The 20,783-nt window shown below is 39.4% G+C and carries 19 protein-coding genes and 1 pseudogene; 8 read left to right on the top strand and 12 right to left on the bottom strand.

Annotated features, from left to right (window positions below; translation table 11 throughout):
- From ribA to KK060_RS08430, 4 genes are all read left to right on the top strand, one after another.
- A partial coding sequence (gene ribA, locus KK060_RS08445; RefSeq protein WP_254153273.1) for a GTP cyclohydrolase II occupies window positions 1–926 on the top strand: 926 nt, incomplete at its 5' end.
- Window positions 927–1,556 (top strand): hypothetical protein, encoded by a 630-nt coding sequence (locus KK060_RS08440; protein WP_254153272.1) that lies wholly within the window; start codon window positions 927–929, stop codon window positions 1,554–1,556.
- Between the two features lie 53 nt (window positions 1,557–1,609).
- Window positions 1,610–2,389, top strand: a complete 780-nt coding sequence (surE, locus tag KK060_RS08435; RefSeq protein WP_254153271.1) for a 5'/3'-nucleotidase SurE — start codon at window positions 1,610–1,612, stop codon at window positions 2,387–2,389.
- 21 nt (window positions 2,390–2,410) lie between these two features.
- On the top strand, window positions 2,411–3,046 hold the full coding sequence (locus tag KK060_RS08430) for an NUDIX hydrolase (RefSeq protein WP_254153270.1): 636 nt from the start codon (window positions 2,411–2,413) through the stop codon (window positions 3,044–3,046).
- A 442-nt stretch (window positions 3,047–3,488) separates the two neighbouring features.
- Here KK060_RS08430 and KK060_RS08425 read toward each other — a convergent pair.
- The 4 genes and pseudogenes from KK060_RS08425 to KK060_RS08410 form a co-directional block, all read right to left on the bottom strand.
- A pseudogene (locus KK060_RS08425) lies at window positions 3,489–5,735 on the bottom strand (aconitate hydratase); the annotation flags it as partial.
- A gap of 29 nt (window positions 5,736–5,764) precedes the next feature.
- Complete coding sequence (locus KK060_RS08420; RefSeq protein WP_254153269.1) at window positions 5,765–6,274, bottom strand: MarR family winged helix-turn-helix transcriptional regulator; 510 nt, start codon at window positions 6,272–6,274, stop codon at window positions 5,765–5,767.
- Window positions 6,275–6,370: 96 nt separating this feature from the next.
- On the bottom strand, window positions 6,371–7,063 hold the full coding sequence (folE, locus tag KK060_RS08415; RefSeq protein WP_254153268.1) for a GTP cyclohydrolase I FolE: 693 nt from the start codon (window positions 7,061–7,063) through the stop codon (window positions 6,371–6,373).
- The gene (locus tag KK060_RS08410) at window positions 7,023–7,433 is read right to left on the bottom strand and encodes a 6-pyruvoyl trahydropterin synthase family protein (RefSeq protein WP_254153267.1); all 411 of its coding nucleotides are present in this window, start codon (window positions 7,431–7,433) and stop codon (window positions 7,023–7,025) included. The genes folE and KK060_RS08410 overlap by 41 nt, the downstream gene beginning before the upstream one ends.
- Before the next feature lie 490 nt (window positions 7,434–7,923).
- Between KK060_RS08410 and KK060_RS08405 the strand changes: the two genes are divergently transcribed.
- The 3 genes from KK060_RS08405 (at window position 7,924) to KK060_RS08395 (ending at window position 11,189) form a co-directional block, all read left to right on the top strand.
- On the top strand, window positions 7,924–8,580 hold the full coding sequence (locus KK060_RS08405) for a phosphoadenylyl-sulfate reductase (protein WP_254153266.1): 657 nt from the start codon (window positions 7,924–7,926) through the stop codon (window positions 8,578–8,580).
- 75 nt (window positions 8,581–8,655) lie between these two features.
- Window positions 8,656–9,576 carry an NAD-dependent epimerase/dehydratase family protein gene (locus KK060_RS08400; protein WP_254153265.1) on the top strand — a complete coding sequence of 307 codons (921 nt, stop codon included), beginning with the start codon at window positions 8,656–8,658 and terminating at the stop codon, window positions 9,574–9,576.
- A 29-nt stretch (window positions 9,577–9,605) separates the two neighbouring features.
- Entirely contained in the window at window positions 9,606–11,189 is a 1,584-nt protein-coding gene (locus tag KK060_RS08395; RefSeq protein ID WP_254153264.1) for a Na+/H+ antiporter, read from the top strand.
- A 106-nt stretch (window positions 11,190–11,295) separates the two neighbouring features.
- On the opposite strand, the gene KK060_RS08390 is transcribed toward KK060_RS08395, so the two are convergent.
- The 8 genes from KK060_RS08390 to KK060_RS08355 all read right to left on the bottom strand — a co-directional run bounded on the left by KK060_RS08390 (window position 11,296) and on the right by KK060_RS08355 (window position 17,929).
- Entirely contained in the window at window positions 11,296–11,709 is a 414-nt protein-coding gene (locus KK060_RS08390; RefSeq protein WP_254153263.1) for a BrxA/BrxB family bacilliredoxin, read from the bottom strand.
- A 37-nt stretch (window positions 11,710–11,746) separates the two neighbouring features.
- Complete coding sequence (locus tag KK060_RS08385) at window positions 11,747–12,100, bottom strand: SUF system Fe-S cluster assembly protein (RefSeq protein ID WP_254153262.1); 354 nt, start codon at window positions 12,098–12,100, stop codon at window positions 11,747–11,749.
- Window positions 12,097–12,528 carry a SufE family protein gene (locus KK060_RS08380; protein WP_254153261.1) on the bottom strand — a complete coding sequence of 144 codons (432 nt, stop codon included), beginning with the start codon at window positions 12,526–12,528 and terminating at the stop codon, window positions 12,097–12,099. Before KK060_RS08380 ends, KK060_RS08385 begins: the two co-directional genes overlap by 4 nt.
- A gap of 2 nt (window positions 12,529–12,530) precedes the next feature.
- On the bottom strand, window positions 12,531–13,772 hold the full coding sequence (locus KK060_RS08375; RefSeq protein WP_302180036.1) for an aminotransferase class V-fold PLP-dependent enzyme: 1,242 nt from the start codon (window positions 13,770–13,772) through the stop codon (window positions 12,531–12,533).
- Window positions 13,773–13,775: 3 nt separating this feature from the next.
- Window positions 13,776–15,086: a Fe-S cluster assembly protein SufD gene (gene sufD / locus KK060_RS08370; RefSeq protein ID WP_254153260.1), complete on the bottom strand. Its 1,311-nt coding sequence runs from the start codon at window positions 15,084–15,086 to the stop codon at window positions 13,776–13,778.
- Window positions 15,087–15,093: 7 nt separating this feature from the next.
- On the bottom strand, window positions 15,094–15,849 hold the full coding sequence (gene sufC / locus KK060_RS08365; RefSeq protein ID WP_254153259.1) for a Fe-S cluster assembly ATPase SufC: 756 nt from the start codon (window positions 15,847–15,849) through the stop codon (window positions 15,094–15,096).
- A 48-nt stretch (window positions 15,850–15,897) separates the two neighbouring features.
- Entirely contained in the window at window positions 15,898–17,343 is a 1,446-nt protein-coding gene (gene sufB / locus KK060_RS08360) for a Fe-S cluster assembly protein SufB (protein ID WP_254153258.1), read from the bottom strand.
- A 118-nt stretch (window positions 17,344–17,461) separates the two neighbouring features.
- Entirely contained in the window at window positions 17,462–17,929 is a 468-nt protein-coding gene (locus KK060_RS08355; RefSeq protein ID WP_254153257.1) for an Lrp/AsnC ligand binding domain-containing protein, read from the bottom strand.
- Between the two features lie 1,086 nt (window positions 17,930–19,015).
- Here KK060_RS08355 and KK060_RS08350 point away from each other — a divergent pair.
- On the top strand, window positions 19,016–20,704 hold the full coding sequence (locus tag KK060_RS08350; RefSeq protein WP_254153256.1) for an AMP-binding protein: 1,689 nt from the start codon (window positions 19,016–19,018) through the stop codon (window positions 20,702–20,704).
- Window positions 20,705–20,783 lie beyond the last annotated feature (79 nt).

The raw sequence follows: 20,783 nt of genomic DNA, 5'->3' as shown, positions 1-20,783 counted from the left end.
GTTGTACCACGGGAATATCTGCGCACGACAGGTTTAAAACCATTCGAGCTTTGGTAGATCCGGAAACCAAACCTGAAGAATTAGGAAAGCCTGGTCATATTTTCCCCCTTAAAGCAAAAAGAGGTGGTGTTTTAAGAAGAGCCGGTCATACAGAAGCTGCAATAGATTTTGCGCGGCTCGCAGGTTTTAAACCAGCAGGTGTTTTGGTGGAGATAATGAATGAGGATGGCAGCATGGCACGCCTTCCAGACCTGGTAAAAGTTGCACAGCGATTTAATCTTAAGCTTGTTTCTATTAAGGATTTGATTGAGTACAGGCTGAAGAAAGAATCGCTCATCAACAGGCAGGTAGAGGTGGATATGCCTACCGAACACGGGCAGTTTAAGTTAATTGCATTTGAACAGATAAATACAAAAGACGTCCATTTAGCGTTAGTGAAAGGAAGCTGGCAAAAAGATGAGCCTATATTGGTAAGGGTTCACTCTTCTTGCGTAACTGGAGATATTTTTGGTTCATGTCGTTGCGATTGTGGCCCTCAGCTTCATCATGCTATGGAAATGGTAGAGCGTGAAGGCAAAGGCGTTGTTCTATACATGAATCAGGAGGGCAGAGGTATTGGCTTGCTCAACAAATTAAGGGCTTATAAGTTACAAGAAGAAGGATGGGATACGGTTGAAGCTAATCTGAAACTTGGTTTCGATATGGATGAGCGTGATTATGGGGTTGGTGCTCAGATACTTCGTGATTTAGGCATTACCAAAATCAAGCTTATCACAAATAATCCGAAAAAGCGTGTAGGCCTAATGGGATATGGTCTGGAAATTGTTGACAATGTCCCTATTGAGATTATTCCAAATCCCCATAATGAAAAGTACCTTTTGACCAAACGTGATAAATTAGGACATACCATTTTAAGGAATAAATAAATGAGGAAGTTTAAGTTGACAAGTACCGGGTTCTTTTTTCTCGCAGTAATCCTGCTGACAAAACCCGTTCTTGCTCAAAAAAACTGGCCTTCAGAAGTGTGGCATGAGGGTAAATTGGTATTGTTAGAAGGAGACACGCTAAGGGGCATGTTGAAATATGATCTACAACAGGACCTTGTTCAATACGTTATAAAAGACAACAAGCCGGAGGTTTTTACAGCACGTAAAGTTCTCTTTTTTGAAATATTTGATGAATCCGTTCATAAGTACAGGCAGTTCTTCGCGCTTCCCTTTAATACTGTAGGTGGCTATAAAACTCCCATATTTTTTGAGTTGTTAGAGGAAGGCAAGATTACTTTACTTACGCGCGAATACCTCGAATATAAAACAATCAGTTCTCCTTATTATTTTGGTTCTTATACAACGCTTGTCTTGTCCCATAAATATTATTTTTTAAAGGAAAATGGATCGATAGAAGAATTTGTCGGTAATAAAAACAATCTCCTTAATATGATGGGTAGTAGGGATGAAGAGGTTGAAAAATACATTAAAGCTAACCGGTTGCGCTATGATGATAAGTATGATATGGCTAAAATAGTTGCTTATTATAATTCCTTGACTGGTTCATAGTCAAAGTTTCAAATTCCCTCGTAGATTTACGGTTCAACTTTATTGCTTTTAACATGAGCAAACCGCTTATTCTTGTCTCTAATGATGATGGAATTACCTCTAAAGGCATTCTTACATTGGTAAATGTAATGAAACAAATAGGGGAAGTTATTGTAGTAGCACCTGATAGCCCTCAGTCAGGTATGGGACATGCAATTACTGTGGGTGAATCCTTAAGGCTGGAAGAGAATTTTATATTTGAAGGCGTTAAGGCCTACGAATGCTCAGGCACACCGGCAGACTGCGTTAAAATGGCGCGTCATTTTGTATTGAAAGATCAGCGACAACCTGATATTGTAGTAAGTGGCGTGAATCATGGCAGCAACACTTCCATCAGTGTACTCTATTCAGGGACAATGTCTGCAGCAATAGAAGGCGCTATTGAAGGTACTCCAGCAATTGGTTTTTCACTATGTGATTTTTCTTACAAGGCAGATTTTTCACATACAGAAGAGTATATTCGTAAGATTACAATGCAGGTGCTGGAAAAAGGATTGCCAAAAGGAGTAGCACTTAATGTTAATTTTCCTCCGAAGCGTGATGCAGCCTTAAAAGGAGTAAGAATTTGCCGGCAAGCAAATGCAAAGTGGATAGAGGATTTTGATATGCGTTACGATCCACATGGGAGAAGATATTTTTGGATGATGGGCAATTTTGTAAACTTTGATAAAGGAGAGGATAATGATGAGTGGGCGATCGCAAATAATTACGTATCCGTTGTTCCATGTCAATTCGATCTTACTGCTCATTCAGCAATTCCAGTTCTCAATGAAGACTGGGATATTTTACAATAAACAAATTTCATTACTGATATAATGAAGCATCAGTCGATCTTTAATGAACTGGAAGATAGACTGCAGCAACCCCTTCCGGGTGCACTTGCGCATGATGTGATGCGTGCTACCCCTGTAGGACCGCTCATTCCCAGCTTTGAGCACAAAGTTCCTGCTAAACCTGGGGCTGTATTAATTGTTCTCTATGCCGATGACGAGCACATTAAATTTCCGCTCATAAAAAGACAGGAGTATTTAGGTGCGCATAGCAACCAGGTTAGTTTACCGGGAGGTAAAGCAGAGCCAGGAGAAGATGCAGTTGAAACTGCATTAAGAGAAGGGGAGGAGGAGATTGGTATTAACAGAAATGATTTGAGAGTAATAGGAAAGCTTAGCGATTTCTTTGTTATTCCAAGTAATTTTATTGTCACCCCGATTGTTGCCATATGCAATAGAATTCCTGTACTACGCCCAGACCCAAGGGAAGTAAAGAGAATATTAACAGGAAATTTATTCTCTATAACACAGCAGGACGCTATCAAGAACAAAGAGATCGTGGTGTCAGGAGACTTTAAAATGATGGCGCCTCATTTCGATATTGAAGGTGAAGTTGTATGGGGAGCCACGGCAATGATATTAAACGAGTTGTGTGAAGTTGTCCGACCCATGCTAAAATAAAAAAGGCTGCAGTTTCCCACAGCCTTCATTAACAGTTACTAATTAATTATTTCTTTTTCTTTTTCACTGGTTTTGTCGCGGTCTTCTTTTTAGCGACAGCTTTGGCTACTGCCTTAACTATCTTTCCTGCTTTAACAATTTTGCCAACGACTTTTTTAACCAAGCCTTTTTTAGCCACTTTTTTAGGAGCTGCTTTTGGTGTTACCTTTTTAAGCGCAGACTTAGCTACCTTTTTAACAGAAGCTTTTGCTACTCCTTTTTTAGGAGTTCCTTTTGCAATGCTCTCAACGGTTTTCTTTACCGCTTTTTTAGCAACTGCAGAAGTTTTAGCAACCTTTTTAACTGCCTTTAAAGGTTTAACTTCTTTTTTGCCATTTGGCTTAGTTACAATCTTTCTGGACATTGGTTGTTGAAAGCCAGTTGTAGCAGTAATTTGTTTTGCCATCAGGTTTAGCGCAGATCCTGCTTTAAACCATTCTATTTGACCTGCATTATAAGTATGGTTCACCCTAATTGTATCAGATGTACCATCTTTATGATTCAATACAATTGTTAATTGTTTGTCAGGCGCAAATTCCTTTAGATCGATAAGATCGATAGTATCGTCCTCCTGAACTTTGTCGTAATCCGCTTCATCAGAGAAAGTGACTGCAAGCATACCTTGTTTCTTAAGGTTTGTTTCGTGAATACGAGCAAATGATTTTACAAGTATCACTCGAATACCAAGATGCCTTGGCTGCATCGCAGCATGTTCGCGAGATGAGCCTTCTCCATAGTTATGGTCACCAACAACTATAGTAGGAATACCTGCGGCTTTATAAGCACGTTGTGTAGCGGGTACTGGTCCATATTCTCCTGTTAATTGGCTTTTAACACTATCCGTCTTGTCGGTAAAAGCGTTAACAGCTCCAATCAGTGTATTATTTGCAATGTTGTCGAGGTGTCCTCGGAATCTCAACCACGGACCTGCCATAGATATATGGTCTGTTGTACACTTTCCTTTTGCTTTGATCAACAGCTTCATGCCCATCAAATTATTGCCATCCCAAGCAGGGAACGGAGCTAAAGCCTGAAGTCTGTTAGAACTAGGATCTATGTTAACCTTTACTTTGCTGCCATCTTTAGCAGGAGCAAGGTATCCTGGATCTTTTACATCAAAACCTCTTGGAGGAAATTCTGCACCAGATGGTTCGTCAAGTTTAACGGCTTGTCCTTCATCATTAACTAATGTGTCTGTTAACGGATTGAAAGTTAAATCTCCCGCAATGGCAAATGCTGTTGTGATTTCCGGTGAGGCTACAAAAGCATGTGTATTTGGGTTACCGTCATTTCGTTTTGCAAAGTTGCGATTGAATGAAGTAATAATAGAGTTCTTTCTGTTAGGATCGTTTGTATGACGAGCCCATTGTCCGATACAAGGACCACAAGCATTAGCCAACACCACGCCTCCCATCTTCTCAAAGATACCGAGGTATCCATCACGCTCTACTGTATAACGTACCTGCTCTGAACCTGGAGTTATAGTGAACTCCGCTCTCGCTTTAATTTTCTTATCAACAGCTTGTTTTGCAAGTGAAGCAGAACGGGTAATGTCTTCGTAAGAAGAGTTTGTACAAGAACCAATTAGACCAACTTCAAGCTTTTCAGGCCATCCGTTTTTCTTAACTTCTTCAGCAAACTGAGAAACTGGAATCGCTCTGTCTGGAGTGAAAGGTCCGTTGATATGTGGCTCAAGTTCACTTAAATTTATTTCGATTACCTGATCGAAGTATTTTTCAGGATCAGCATATACTTCAGGATCTCCTGTAAGATGCTCTTTAATTTTATCAGCAACGGAAGAAATTTCTTTTCTTCCTGTTCCGCGGAGGTACTCAGCCATTTTCTCATCGTATCCGAAAGTTGAAGTCGTTGCTCCAATTTCAGCACCCATGTTACAAATGGTTGCCTTTCCTGTACAAGAAATGCTGTCACAGCCTTCGCCAAAATATTCTACAATTGCGCCTGTTCCACCTTTAACAGTAAGAATACCAGCAACTTTAAGAATTACGTCTTTAGCAGCAGTCCATCCGCTAAGTTTACCAGTTAATTTAACACCGATAAGTTTAGGCCATTTCAGTTCCCATGGCATTCCTGCCATAACATCTACGGCATCTGCACCACCCACGCCAATTGCAATCATACCTAATCCACCAGCATTTACTGTATGGGAGTCGGTACCAATCATCATTCCTCCTGGGAACGCATAGTTTTCAAGAACAACCTGGTGAATGATACCAGCGCCTGGTCTCCAGAAACCTATACCAAATTTATTAGATACAGATTCGAGGAAGTTGAAAACTTCGCCACTTGCAGTTAAAGAGTCAGCCAAATCTTTTTTAGCGCCGTCTTTAGCAAGAATCAAGTGATCGCAATGTACTGTAGAAGGCACCCTTACCTTGGGTATTCCGGCAGACATGAATTGAAGCAATGCCATTTGAGCAGTTGCGTCCTGCATGGCCACGCGATCGGGTGAGAAATTAACATAGGATTTACCGCGTGTGAAATCGGAAACCTCCTGTTCTCCATGCAAGTGAGAGTAGAGTATTTTTTCTGAAAGTGTTAAAGGCCTGTTTACGACTTTGCGGGCCTTGGCAATACGGTTAGGCATCTCTTTATATACCGCCTTGACCATGTCTAAATCGAATACCATAGATGTAGTTTTAAAGGTGCGCTAAAGTACTAAAATTTTTCTTGTTGGTTAAGCAGTTCTTCATGAGCAATTTCTGATTCATCTAACTGGCTTCCCCTCATTTTATCCAACAGGGTATTCAGCTGTCTGGTTTCATCTTCTGAAAGGTTATATAATAATTTTTCAAGGTTATCCACAGGTCCTTCCATTTTTTCTAGAAGTTCTAATCCGGATTCTGTGATAGTGATTTCAACCGCCCGCTTATCATTTTTAGAATCCTCCCTGTTAATCAGGCCTTTAAGTCTTAATCTTTCAACAATTCGGGATGTGTCAGACATCTTATCCAACATACGATCTTTGATAAGATTGACAGTTGCAGGTTTAGGATATTGGCCACGGAGAATGCGAAGAACATTAAATTGCTGCCTGGTTATATCAAAATCCTTAAAGGCATCACTCATGTGAGTGATGAGATAATTATGAGTATAAAGAATGTTAAGAATTGCTTTTTGATATTCGCTACGGAATTCTTTTTGTTTAATATCCTGGCTTAATGACATATTGAGGTTAGGTTTAAGGCTATACCAAAATAAATATTTTAAAACCAATACATTAGAGAAAGCAAGAATGTAACATTCTTTTTCGGTAAACTCTCTTTATTTACTGTTAATATAATTCAGAAACTCGCGCCGAATATTCTCATTATTGAATTTACCAGAAAAATAAGCGGTTCCTGTTTTGCTATTCGTATCGCCCACTCCGCGAGAAGCAACACACATATGGTTAGCATCACACACTACACCTACATCCTCAGTCATCAGTACACGCTGCATTTCTTTGCCTATTTGCACAGTGAGTCTCTCCTGTACCTGCGGTCTTTTGGCGAAGTATTGAACTATTCGGTTGATTTTCGAAAGACCTATCACTTTGCCTGACGAGAAGTAAGCTACATGAACCTTACCATAAATAGGAACAAAATGATGCTCGCAATGTGAGTAGAAGGTTATATCCTTCTCAACTAGCATCTGATCATAGTTGTATTTATTTTCAAAGAGTCTTGCTGTTGGGCGGTTTTTGGGATTGAGACCACTAAACACCTCTTTAACATACATTTTAGCAACACGTCTTGGTGTCCCTCCAAGGCTATCATCATTTAAGTCAAGGCCAAGGATGTGCATGATTTCACGGAAGTGCTTCTCTATGCGATCAATCTTCTCTTCGTCATCAATGTCAAAAGCATCAGGACGTAAGGGAGTTTCTGATGAAGAGGCGAGATGATCATCGCCAATATCCTCGGAATCCACAGGTTTAATTGGCCGGATATTCAACAAAATTTCTTTCGGTCTCATACAATGTAATTTTCAATTCAAACTTCTCGTCTATTTTTTCCCTAAGTATCCGCCATATGACAACAGCAATGTTCTCAGCAGTAGGATTAAGATTCTTAAAGTATTCAGTGTCTAAATTCAAATTTCTGTGGTCGAATTTATGAAGCACGTTCTCTTTTATCAGGTCACTAAGTGCTTTCAAATCAAAAACATAACCAGTTTCTGGATTGGGTTCGCCAATTATGCTTACGATCAACTCATAATTATGACCATGGTAATTGGGATTATTGCATTTGCCGAAAACTTCATCATTCTTTTGGTCAGACCAGTTCGGTTGAAATAATCTGTGCGCTGCGTTAAAATGCTCTTTCCGTGAAACCTTTATCTTCATTTATGATTCGTCCTCTATCAATTTAAAATTCTAAGCTAAGTAGAAAAAATAAATCAATGTTCATAGACTAACAGGATAATAGCCAAAAGGTTCAGGAGAACCAGCAATTGTTCGAGATTCTTAAGAAATAGAAATGATAGATGGAAGACCCATGCTAGAGAATTGCAAGCACTTCTCCGGTCAGAAATAGTAGTATTTATCACAAAGCCGTATACTATTAATCGGCTTTTATCCCAAAGGGATGAACTATTTCCTTAAAAAGATTATTTTATCCATTAATTTAGTGGATATTTGTTGGGCTGCTTAACTCATTAATGCCTGAGAGCAAAAAATGATCAACGTTAGTAGCAGAGCCAGTAAAAGTCGGTATTTGAGGTTCAAGGTTAAAAAGTGTTACGTTTATGTATCTAAAGTAATACTTTAAGCCGCTACTTGTCAATGCCATGTATTATTTAACTGAAAATTAAGGATTTATAAAAATTGATCTCTAATGGACTTTGAAAGTATAAAGGCCCAAATAACCGGGTATAAAGCAACAGGAAAAACTCTTTTTACCACATCCTCTTTTCAATCTCATAGCCTTGTTTTACTGCATATTCTGAGCAGAATTGATAATACCATTCCTATCTATTTTATAAATACAGGCTTTCATTTTCCCGATACTGTTAAATTTCGTGATCAGATCACAGAACAATTTGGATTGAATACCATTGATCTTAAATCTGATGTTCCCAAATTCATGCAAAGAGACCCTGATGGGAAACTTCTTTTTACATCAGATCCTGATCATTGCTGTTATTTAAATAAAACCCAACCGATGGATGCCATTCTTATGGCGCATGATATCTGGATAAATGGTGTGCGGGCAGATCAGAGTGCTGTACGGGCCGCAATGAAAATTGAGCAGCCTGCTAAGCATGGTTGTACAAGGTTTCATCCTATGTTAGACTGGAATGCAAAAATGATCTGGCAATACCAAAAGGAGTATAACCTTCCAAGACACCCTCTTGAAGAGAAGGGGTACGTGAGTATAGGTTGTGAGCCCTGTACTCGTAAATTAGACCCCGAGATGCAGGAAAGAGAAGCGCGTTGGTTCGGGATGAATAAAATTGAATGTGGCTTACATACTGATTTAATTAACAAATAATAATAAACTAAAATAGCAGAAAGGCAAGAGAGGTTGGTAGTTGAGCGTTGTTCGCCTGAATAATTGATAACGGAAATGAAAGTATTAGTTACCGGAGGTGCCGGATATATAGGTACAGAACTAACCCATATGCTTATTGCCAGGCCAGATGTTGAGCAGGTAGTAATTTATGATAACTTAAGCAGGCCTAATCATAATTTTTTCCTTGGGTTAAGGCATTACAATCATTCAAAGATAAAATTTGTAAAAGGAGAACTCCTTGATTCACGTGCCCTTCGAAAAGTGCTGAAGGGAATAGATGTTGTTTACCATCTTGCAGCAAAAGTTACCACGCCCTTTGCTAATTCTGAAGCTCATATCTACGAACAGGTAAACCACTGGGGAACAGCAGAACTTGTGTATGCTGTAGAAGAAAGTAATGTTAAAAGGTTTATTTACGCCAGTAGCACAGGCGTATATGGTTCGTCTAATATTCCAGCGCACGAAGATAAATCTCCCGACCCAAAAACATTTTATGCGGTATCCAAACTTCGGGGCGAAGAACACGTGAGAAGATTAATAGGGAAGATTGATACCTATATTATGCGTTGCGGCAATGTATATGGCTACAGTAAGAGCATGCGCTTTGATGCTGTTATTAATAAATTCATTTTTGACGCGAATTTCAGTAAGCTAATTACTATTCAGGGAGATGGTAAGCAGTCGAGAACGTTTATTCATATTGACATGCTTGCCAAAGGGCTTAGTAATTTATTGGTTGCTGATTTACCTGGAGACGTCTATAATATAGTTGATAAGAATGTAACAGTCCTTGACATCCTGGATATTTTAAAGGAATTGATACCTGATCTTGAATTTATATTTATTAATCAACATCTTAGGCTACATGAGTTAAATGTGAAGGTCAACCCGTTGATTACTGATACGCTTCAAATCAGAAACAATAGATCTTTGAAGGAGGAATTAACCGAGTTCCTTGCTAAATTCAGCTTTTAGTTTTCCTACTAGTTAAAGTTGTTTAAAGCATGCAAGAAATTGCTACAGTTATTGTTTTGTTGGCCGTTGTAACTGCCTTGGCGCAGGTTACTGATCTGATTAAAATACCTTATCCAATACTACTGGTAATAGCAGGAATGGGAATCGGTTTTATTCCTGGGTTGCCCTATATAAATCTTCACCCTGAAATTGTCTTTCTTGTATTTCTTCCACCTATATTATATGAAGCAGCCTGGTCTACCTCATGGCCTGAATTTAAAGCCGCGAAACGACCAATTACGCTGCTTGCTATCGGCTGTGTTTTATTTACAACTTGTGCTGTAGCCTGGATTGCTCATAAATTTATTCCTGATTTAGGTTGGGCAGAGGCTTTTGTTTTAGGAGCTATTATTTCTCCGCCTGATGCTGTTGCTGCGGCAGCATCGACAAAGGGTTTAAGTGTACCTAAAAGAGTAATTACTATTCTTGAAGGGGAAAGTTTGGTAAATGATGCCACGGGCTTAATAGCATATCGGTATGCAGTGGCAGCAGTTGTAACAGGCTCCTTTCATTTATGGGAAGCAGGATTGAAATTTTTTCTGGTAGCAGGAGGAGGCATTTTTTTGGGATTAGCGCTTGGGCGTGTATTCAAATGGATTCATCAAATTACACCTGACAACCCAACAACAGATACTACATCTACTTTTATAACTCCATATATCGTTTATCTTGTAGCTGAAAGTTTGCATCTTTCTGGTGTACTTGCTGTGGTTACGTGTGGATTATATTTAGGATGGAACTCTTCAACAATGTTCTCTCAGCAAACACGGCTGCAGGCTTATAGTGCCTGGAAGACCGCTATCTTTATTTTGAATGGTGTTGTTTTTATTCTTATCGGACTACAACTGCCAGTGGTATATCAGCAAATTGAAGACACGTCTATTTATGACTTAATAAAGTATGGAATGATAGTAAGTGCGGCCGTTATTGTAGGGCGACTTATCTGGGTTTACCCATTTACATATCTTCCTAGAATATTGAGCAAGGAAATCCGGACGCGTGAACCGCGACCCAGCTTAAGGCTCGTAACTATTATTGCATGGTCAGGAATGAGGGGAGTAGTTTCCCTGGCAGCAGCACTTGCACTTCCGTTCGTGATTGAAGGATCAGAGCCTTTTCCCAATAGAAATCTTATCATCTTCCTTACTTTTTCAGTTATACTTGCCACCTTGGTAGTACAAGGGTTAACACTCAGACCACTAATTAAATTGTTAGGAATTAAGTCTGATGGTAAGGATCATGAACAGGAGCAGGTAGTGCGTTTGAAAATTGCCTCTTCAGTTATTGAACACATTGAAGAAAATTATTCACTCGCTCTATCAGATGAAGTACTTAATCAGATAAAAACAAAATATGAGATCCGCATTCAGCGGATGAATAAGAATGTTGGTCAGCAGAGGTTAAACGACGAGCAGATTAACCAATTTCAAAACATTCAGCAGGAGTTGCTGAAAACAGAGCGGAATATGGTTCTTCAGTTAAGAAGTCAGGGGGCTATAAGCGATGAGGTGTTGCGAAAAATTGAATACGAGTTAGACCTGGAGGAGACCCGACTTATTCTTGAGAAGGCATAACAAAAGAGGCTACTATGGTAGCCTCTTTTGTTATGCCTCTGCCCTGTTACTTCTGCTGCTATAAGGAATTTCAAAACTCGGTTACAACAGTGTAAGATCAGCAGTACTAGCAGTACTCGTCAAATACTTCTACTAAGTGTTCAGCAATCATCTGAGCATTACGTCCTTCAATGTGGTGACGCTCAACAAAATGAACAAGTTCACCATCTTTAAAAAGAGCAATAGATGGTGAAGACGGAGGATATGGTAAAGTAAATTCTCTAGCTTTAGAAACAGCCTCTTTATCAACACCGGCAAAAACTGTTGCTAAGTTTTCTGGTCTTTTAGAGGTTTTTTGTAAGGCATTTTTTACTCCAGGACGAGCTGCGCCTGCTGCACACCCGCATACTGAATTAACAACCAATAATGTTGTTCCCTTTTTTTGAAGATAGTTTTCAACGTCTTCAGGTGTTTTTAACTCTGTAAACCCCGCACTTGTTAATTCTGTGCGCATTGGGGCTACTAATTGTTCAGGATACATATGATTTGTAATAATTAAAAGTCAGCTATATAACAATTTACATAAATCCTAGTTCCAGCTTTGCAGCTTCACTCATCATATCTTGTGAATAGGGTGGGTCAAAGGTAAGTTCTACCTTAACATCATTCACACCTTCAATTGCTTTAATTTTTTGTTCAACTTCTCCGGGTATTACTTCTGCCGAAGGGCAAGAGGGTGAAGTTAAAGTCATTAGAACGTAAACGTTATTTACCGGGTAGATGCTGATCTCATAGATAAGTCCAAGCTCATAAACATCAACGGGTATTTCCGGATCATATACTGTTTTGAGAGCTTGAACAACTTTATCGCGAAGTTCGGGAATTGTAGCCTCTCCAACGGTTTGTTCTATATTATTCAATTGTTCACTCATACCACACCCATTTTAGTTTTAAAAGCCAAAGCGTATAACTTCATTTGTTTTATCATAGCAGCAAATCCATTAGAACGTTGCGTGCCAATAAAACGCTCCATACCGATCTGCTTCATAAAATGAAGGTCGGAATTGAGAATATCTTCAGGGCTTTGGCCATTATAAATTCTTATCAGCAAGCTAACCAGCCCTTTTGTTATAGCCGTGTTGCTATCAGCAGTAAAATTCACCTTATCGTTTTCAAGGGTGGCGGTAAGCCATACTTTTGACTGACAGCCTTTCACCACATTTTCCTCAACCTTGTCTTTTTCAAGCATGGGAGATAGTTTCTGACCGAGTTCCATTATATAAAAAACGGTCATTTCCATGTCGCCATCCAGCAAGGAGAATTCGTTTATAATATCGTCCTGAATTTGAGTTATCGTCATTACTACTTCATGAAATTGATAATACGTTCGAGTCCTTCTACGAGTTGATCAATTTCCTTTTTTGTATTATAAACCGAAAATGATGCCCTTACAGTTCCTTCAATGCCGTAACATTCCATTAAAGGCTGTGTGCAGTGGTGTCCTGTTCTTACTGCAATACCTCTGGCATCGAGCATTTGACCAATATCAAAATGATGGATGCCTTCAACAACGAAAGCCAGTACGGCAACTTTATATTTTGCCTGACCTACCAGTCGTACTCCTTTTAACCTCGAGAGTTTTTCTGTTGCGTATAGGAGCAACTCATGCTCGTGAGCCGATATATTCTCTTTGCCTAAGCTATTGATGAACTCCATTGCATGGCGAAATGCTATGACATCAGCAATGTTAGGCGTGCCAGCTTCAAATTTATAAGGAAGGTCGTTATAGGTTGTCTTGTCAAAAGTAACTTCCTTAATCATTTCTCCGCCGCCATGGTAAGGAGGCATCTTCTCAAGAAGTTCTTTTTTCCCATACAGTATACCTGCTCCTGTAGGCCCATACATTTTGTGTGACGACAAGCAATAGAAATCGCAATCCATGTCCTGTACATCAATTTCAAGATGGGCTCCTGCCTGTGCGCCGTCTATCAGAACAACAGCTCCGACTTCATGTGCAAGTTTTATTATTTCCTTTACCGGGTTGATGGTGCCCAAACTGTTGGATGCGTGATTTACCGCTACAACTTTTGTTCTGGGAGAGAGAAAGCTCTTATACACCTCCAGGTCAAGCTCACCGCTTTGACTTACCGGAATAACTTTCAGTTTTGCTTTTTTTCGTTCGCAAACAAACTGCCAGGGAACAATGTTGGAGTGATGTTCAATAGTTGAGATAATAATTTCATCACCTTCGTTAACAAAAGCATTACCATAGCATGCCGCAACAAGATTAATACTTTCAGTAACACCCCTGGTAAAAATTATTTCTTCAGTAGAACCAGCGTTTATAAATTGCTTTGCTGTTTCACGCGTTTGTTCAAAAGCCTTTGTTGCTCTTTCAGCCAACGTATGGATACCTCTGTGAATATTAGCGTTGTATCCGGTGTAATATTCAACCAGGGCATCAATTACTTTCTTCGGCTTTTGGTTGGTGGCGGCATTATCGAGATAAACAAGATCTCTGCCATTGATCTGCTGATGAAGGATAGGAAATTCTTTTCTTATTCTCTCAACATCAATAGCAGACGATATTGTAGTAGTACTCATGTGTTAGAAATTTTTGTGTAACCGTTCGCTCACCAGCTTATCAATATAAGCGTGTAAAGCAGGGTGTTTAATGTTATCCAATACCTCGCCGGCAAAAGCATACAACATCATTGCACGTGCAGTTTCTTTACTGATTCCTCTGGCCTGAAGGTAGAAGATTGCTTCTTCATCAATCTGACCTGAAGTACAGCCGTGCGAACATTTAACATCATCAGCCCAGATTTCGAGCTGTGGTTTTGTATTTACAGTTGCTTTATCTGTTAAAAGCACGTTACGGTTTGCCTGAAATGCATTGGTTTTTTGTGCATCTGGTCTTACATAAATCTTACCGTTGAAAACACCTTTAGAGTTGCCATCCATAATTCCTTTATACAGTTCATTGCTAAAAGAATTAGGTTTTTTATGATCAACTACTGTATGATTATCAGCTAAAGTATCTCCTCCTAATAAGTAAAGACCATACATGTGTGATTCTATACCTTCGCCATCCAATTTAAGATGAAGGTTGTTCCTAACGGCTTTGCCATCCAGAGTAAAGGTATATGTATTTACACGGCTTGAATTTTTCTGATAAAATTCCATCAATCCGTATTGATAACGGTTGCCCTTATCATTCTGGATTGTATAATAATTAAGTCCTGCGTTTTCATGTACAACACCTTCAGTAACGAGTGTTGAAAGGTGATTGCCAGAACCAATTGAGTCGAATTTCTCGATAAAAGTAACTTCACTATTCTTACCGACAACAATTAGGTTGCGAATAGAAGAGCGCACTTCTCCTGCCTGCGTATCATTAATATGATAAAAGATAACTGGTTTGTCAATAACCACATTATCGTCTACATGAATAAAGAATCCATCTAACCATTCGGCTGTATTCCATGCAGTAAATGCATCTTCTTTAAAGTTAGCATAAGCGCCGAAATGCTGGCGTGCAAGATCAGAACTTACAATGGCTTCTTTAAGAGGAACGATTTTAAGCGAAGTAGAAGACTTGGCACTTGAAAGGCTTTCATTAAACTTACCATTTACGAAAACAATTCTGTCGGCTTCCAGGCCATCGATTAAAAGACTGTTTAAATCCTCAGCTCTTAGCGTGCTTTCAGAAATCTCGTTCGCAAAAGTAAAATTCTTCTCAAGCAATCTTGTTAGCGGCGTATGCTTATACTCTTCGTTCTTGGTGGTTGGAAGTTGAAGCGTATTTAAAGTTTGTAATGCCTGCAGGCGCTGAGGTGTTGCATCAGCCTTAAGACGTTGTTCTATAGATGAAGCAACCTGCGTAGTAATATTTTTATCTGTTGTAGTGATACTCATGTTTTGCTTAAGCTACTGATACCTCATCTTTAATCCAATCGTAACCTTTTGCTTCAAGTTCAAGCGCTAACTCTTTTGTTCCTGATTTTACAATCTTGCCTTTGTAAAGCACGTGTACATAATCAGGTACGATGTAATTGAGCAAGCGCTGGTAGTGAGTTACTACGATGATTGCATTATTTTTCGAACGCAGCTTGTTAACACCATTGGATACGATTCTCAAGGCATCGATATCAAGACCAGAGTCTGTTTCATCAAGAATAGCAAGCTTAGGTTCAAGCATGGCCATCTGGAAGATCTCATTACGTTTTTTCTCACCGCCTGAGAAACCTTCGTTAAGTGCCCTGTTTAAAAGGGACTGGTCTATCTCAACCAGTTTCATTTTTTCTTTCATCATCTGAAGAAATGAAACTGCATCCAAAGCTTGTTGTCCACGATGTTCACGAATCTGGTTTACGGCAGTCTTCATGAAATTGATGGTGCTAACGCCCGGTATTTCTACAGGATATTGAAATGCGAGAAAAACACCTTCACGGGCACGTTCTTCAGGTGCCATTTCTAAAAGATCTTTGCCTAAGAAATCCACTTCGCCACCGGTTACTTCGTATTCTTCCCGACCGGCGAGTACAGAAGCTAACGTACTTTTTCCTGAACCATTGGGGCCCATGATAGCATGTACTTCTCCTGGTTTAATTTCAAGGTTGATTCCGTTAAGGATTTGTTTATCATCAATCTTTGCTTGTAGATTCTTAATGCTTAGCATCTTTCAGAGTAATATTTATGTTCGAATTCTTTGTCTTTTTTTAAAGTATTAACCAACACTTCCTTCAAGGGTTAATGCAAGTAGCTTTTGTGCTTCAACTGCAAATTCCATTGGTAATTGGTTTAATACTTCTTTCGCATAACCGTTAACAATTAAGGCTACGGCAGATTCTTCATCAATACCGCGCTGCAGGCAATAGAAGATCTGGTCTTCACCAATCTTAGAAGTGGTTGCTTCGTGTTCTATCCTTGCTGAATTGTTTTCAACATCAATGTATGGGAACGTATGTGCACCACATTTGTCTCCCATCAGAAGTGAATCGCACTGCGAGAAGTTCCGTGCATTTTCAGCACGCTTCATAATATGCACCTGGCCGCGGTAGCTGTTTTGTGAATACCCGGCTGAGATACCCTTTGAAACAATTCTTGACTTGGTGTTTTTACCAATGTGAATCATTTTAGTTCCGGTATCCGCTTGCTGGTGGTTGTTAGTAACTGCTACTGAGTAGAATTCACCAACTGAATTATCTCCTTTTAAAATACAAGAAGGGTATTTCCAGGTAATGGCAGAACCGGTCTCAACCTGTGTCCAGGAGATTTTAGAACCATCGCCGGCGCATAAGCCACGCTTTGTTACGAAGTTATAAATACCACCTTTGCCATCTTTGTCTCCAGGATACCAGTTTTGCACTGTTGAGTATTTAACCTGTGCATCTTTCATTGCATAGATTTCAACAACTGCAGCATGCAGCTGGTTTTCATCGCGCATAGGAGCTGTACATCCTTCAAGGTAACTTACGTAAGAACCTTCATCTGCTACAATCAATGTTCTTTCGAACTGGCCTGTATTGGCAGCATTTATTCTAAAGTAAGTAGATAGCTCCATAGGGCATCTTACTCCCTTAGGGATATAACAGAAAGATCCATCAGTAAAGACTGCTGAATTTAATGCAGCAAAGTAATTATCAGTTACAGGAACAACCGACCCCATATATTTCTTGATGAGATCAGGATGTTTTTGAACGGCTTCACCAAATGAGCAAAAGATAATGCCTAGTTCAGCAAGTGTTTCTTTAAAGGTAGTTGCAACAGAAACGCTGTCAATAACAGCATCTACTGCAACGCCTGTTAAACGTTTTTGTTCTGTGAGCGAAATACCAAGTTTCTCGAATGTTTTAATTAATTCAGGATCAACATCATCAAGACCTTTTGGCGTTACTTTTTGCTTAGGTGCAGAGTAATAGATAACATCCTGATAGTTAATAGGAGGATACGTAACGTTTGGCCAACGCGGTTCCTTCATCTTGGTCCATTGGCGATAAGCATTTAGGCGCCACTCCAACAGCCATGATGGCTCATTTTTTTTAGAAGATATGAACCGGATAATGTCTTCATTAAGACCCTTCGGTGCGGACTCCGTTTCAATATTTGTAGTCCAGCCGTGTTCATATTCCTTTGATGTGAGTTCTTCTAGTACCTGATTATCTTTACTCATGGTAGTCTATTTAGACCGATTTTAATTAACCTACAAAGCTATAACAAAAACGGAATTTTAAGGTTCTTTTACGGCAGTATTTCCCCATAGAAGTTTTCAAAATTATTATAGAGGCTGTCTATTGTGTGAGATTCAAGCTTCTATCCAGGCTTTCTTCCAGTGAAATCATCGTTTCCGTTCTTTCTATACCTTCTACCTGCTGTATTTTATCGTGAAGCACGGTTTTTAAATGATTGGTATCTTTTACGTGCAGTTTTACAAACATACTGTAGTTACCAGTAGTATAGTGAATGTTGGTTATTTCGGGGATGGTTTTAAGCGCTGCCATTACCTGGTCGTAAAGGGCGCTTTTTTGTAAAAAGATGCCTATAAAAGCTGTTATATCGTAACCCAGCTTAGCATAATTAACTTTCAAAGTAGTTTTCTCAACAATGCCGGCTTCTTCCATTTTATTCATCCTCACGTGAACGGTTCCACCTGATACAAAGGCTTTTTTAGCCACTTCTGTATAAGGTTTTTTAGCATCCTGCATGAGAATCTCTAAAATCTTAAGATCGACATTATCAACTTTAAAATTTTCGGCCATGGTGTTGTCTGGTTTTTAGTTAATATTCAAAAATATCATTAATTTTTAAAAACCGTATAATTATTATATGTATTTATTGATCTAGGTACCAGTTTATGCGTTACTTTGTTACATAATTTACAATCAAGCGAAACAAAAACGTAAGAAAGTAAAGCAACATTGTAGGGTGTTGAAATTGGCAGACAAGCCCTCCGGTCTCGAGGGTGGAGGTAACAGGATAAAGTCCAGCCTTTGGCGACCTAACTGCTCCGTGGAGGTTCGAGCCCTCCCTCTACAGCTAACTTTGTTTAAAGTTTAATGTTCAAGGTTTATTGTTGTTATTGTTTAACCTCAAACCTGAAACTTTGAACCTTAAACCAACATTGTAGGGTGTTGAAATTGGCAGACAAGCCCTCCGGTCTCGGGGGTGGAGATTAATGGGAGAAAGTAACGCTATCCCGATCGTAGTTAAACTAAACAACCAGGATCGGGTCGATTACCTAACTACTTCTTGGAGGTTCGAGTCCTTCCCCTACAGCAAGCTCAGTTTAGGTTAATGAGTTATTCAGAGCTAGCCCACTTGCTATCAGTAAGTGGGTTTATTATTTCTATCAGAACAAGCATAAAATCCATCAATTCAAAGAAAGACAACCAGCAGACATAATGGCTGGTAGAAACAGAAACTGACTCTGGCTTCGCCCAGGCTCCGCCGTAGCTGTATCGTCAGTATTACTACCTATACAAACCATTACTACCTATGCGCCTTAATATAGCCTTGATAGCTTGAGATAAGATCCTGCCAGCACCGTGCGAGCACCATGCGAGCACCATGTCTGCGAGAAAATACCCCTATTTCTCGCAGACACGCTGTAAGCACGGTGCCGGCATGGTGCTGGCATCGGACATTTCGCAGCTTATCGTCTTGTTATCTAAAGTAAGCAAAAGCCATGTTGAAGCTTATGGCAGAAACCATCGCATTTTCTGGTGACCCACTTATGTAAAATAGCGATACGCCGTTTTTTCTTTTTTCTACCTTTCTTATTGTTGCTATTGATTTGCTGGCAAACAATCGTTTGCTTTGAAAGTAGAATAATTTGAAAAAAGTGTATGAAAGATTTTCCCTGGTTTAAAAGTTATCCGGAAGGTATACCTCAAGAAATTCCACTATATGAGTATAACTCTATAGTAGAAATTTTTGACAAGAGCTGTTTGAAGTACAAAGAAAAGATAGCCTTTGAAAATATGGGAGCTACCCTCACTTACAGAGAGGTAGATGAAATGGCAAGGGATTTCGCAGCTTACCTTCAGAAGGGATTGGGTTTAAAAAAGGGAGAAAGGATTGCCATCCAGATGCCGAATTTGCTTCAGTTTCCTATTGCTTTTATCGGTGCACTTCGTGCGGGACTAGTTGTTGTTAACACAAATCCGCTGTACACCCCTCGCGAGATGGAGCATCAATTTAAAGATGCTGGGGTGGTAGCCATAGTAATCGTCGCCAATTTCGCGAGTAATCTCGAAAAGATCATCGCGAATACTAAAATCAAACATGTAATAATCACACAATTAGGTGACCTGTTAGGTGCATTTAAGGGAACGCTTGTAAACTTTGTTGTTAAAAATGTAAAGAAGATGGTGCCAAATTATCATCTTCCGAAAGCAGTATCTTTTAAAGAAGCCCTGAAAAAGGGAGCATCGTTACAATTTGACAAGGTAGAAGTAGCTATTAACGATCTCGCTATTCTTCAATATACAGGAGGGACAACAGGAATTTCTAAAGGAGCGCAGCTTTCGCATGCCAATATTGTAGCTCATAACTCCATGATCACAAATTGGTTTAAACCTTATATGGGCAAGGATGGTAATGATGTGATGATTACGGCTATTCCTATGTATCACATCTTTGCGCTTACTGTGAACGGGCTACTGATGTTTAGCACAGGTGTTAAGAATGTGATGATCACCAATCCAAGGGATATCAAGGGATTTGTAAAAGAGCTGAAGAAACATAAGTTTACAATCATTACAGGTGTAAATACGCTTTTCAACGGACTGCTAAATAATCCTGACTTCAAGAATCTTGATTTTTCTAAACTAAAGGGAGCTGTAGCAGGAGCAATGGCAGTACAAGATGTAGTTGCAAAGCGTTGGCGTGAAGTAACAGGAGCGCCTTTGGTAGAAGGATATGGATTAAGTGAAACATCACCTGTACTTTGTTGTAATCCGTTGGATGGTAAACATAAACAGGGAACAATTGGTATACCGATGCCAAGCACCGAAGTAGCTATTTTTGATGAGCAAGGTAATAAGTTACCACAGGGAGAAGTGGGAGAAATATGCGCGCAAGGTCCTCAAGTGATGGCGGGTTACTGGAATAGTGATAATACCGATGTATTCTTTGAGGATCATTGGTTCAGAACTGGTGATATAGGCGTGATGGACAAGGATGGTTTCTTTAAGATTGTTGACAGGAAAAAGGATATGATTAAAGTTTCAGGCTTTAATGTATTCCCTAATGAAATTGAAAATGTTGTAGCGGGTCATCCAAAAGTATTAGAAGTCGCAGCGATTGGTGTTAATGATACGAAATCGGGTGAGGTGATAAAGATATTTGTTGTGAAACGCGATCAGTCATTAACGCAGGAGGAATTACTTCAATATTGCCACGAAAACCTAACCAATTATAAAGTTCCAAAAAGAGTTGAGTTTAGAACGGAATTGCCAAAGACGAACGTGGGAAAGATATTAAGAAGAGCTTTGAAAGAACAAGAGGCAACATTGGCAGCTAAAGCAGTGTAAGAATTAAGAGGCAAGGTTAGAGTTTGATTGTTAAGTAAAATCCATTCTTCTTTTGTAACAAACAAATAGTTAATTTTAG

The sequence above is a fragment of the Chryseosolibacter indicum genome, from assembly GCF_018598585.1.
GTDB classification, from domain to species: Bacteria; Bacteroidota; Bacteroidia; order Cytophagales; family Cyclobacteriaceae; genus Chryseosolibacter; species Chryseosolibacter indicus.
The sequence above is the reverse complement of the archived record's forward strand: the minus strand, read 5'-3'. Positions and strand labels throughout refer to the sequence as shown.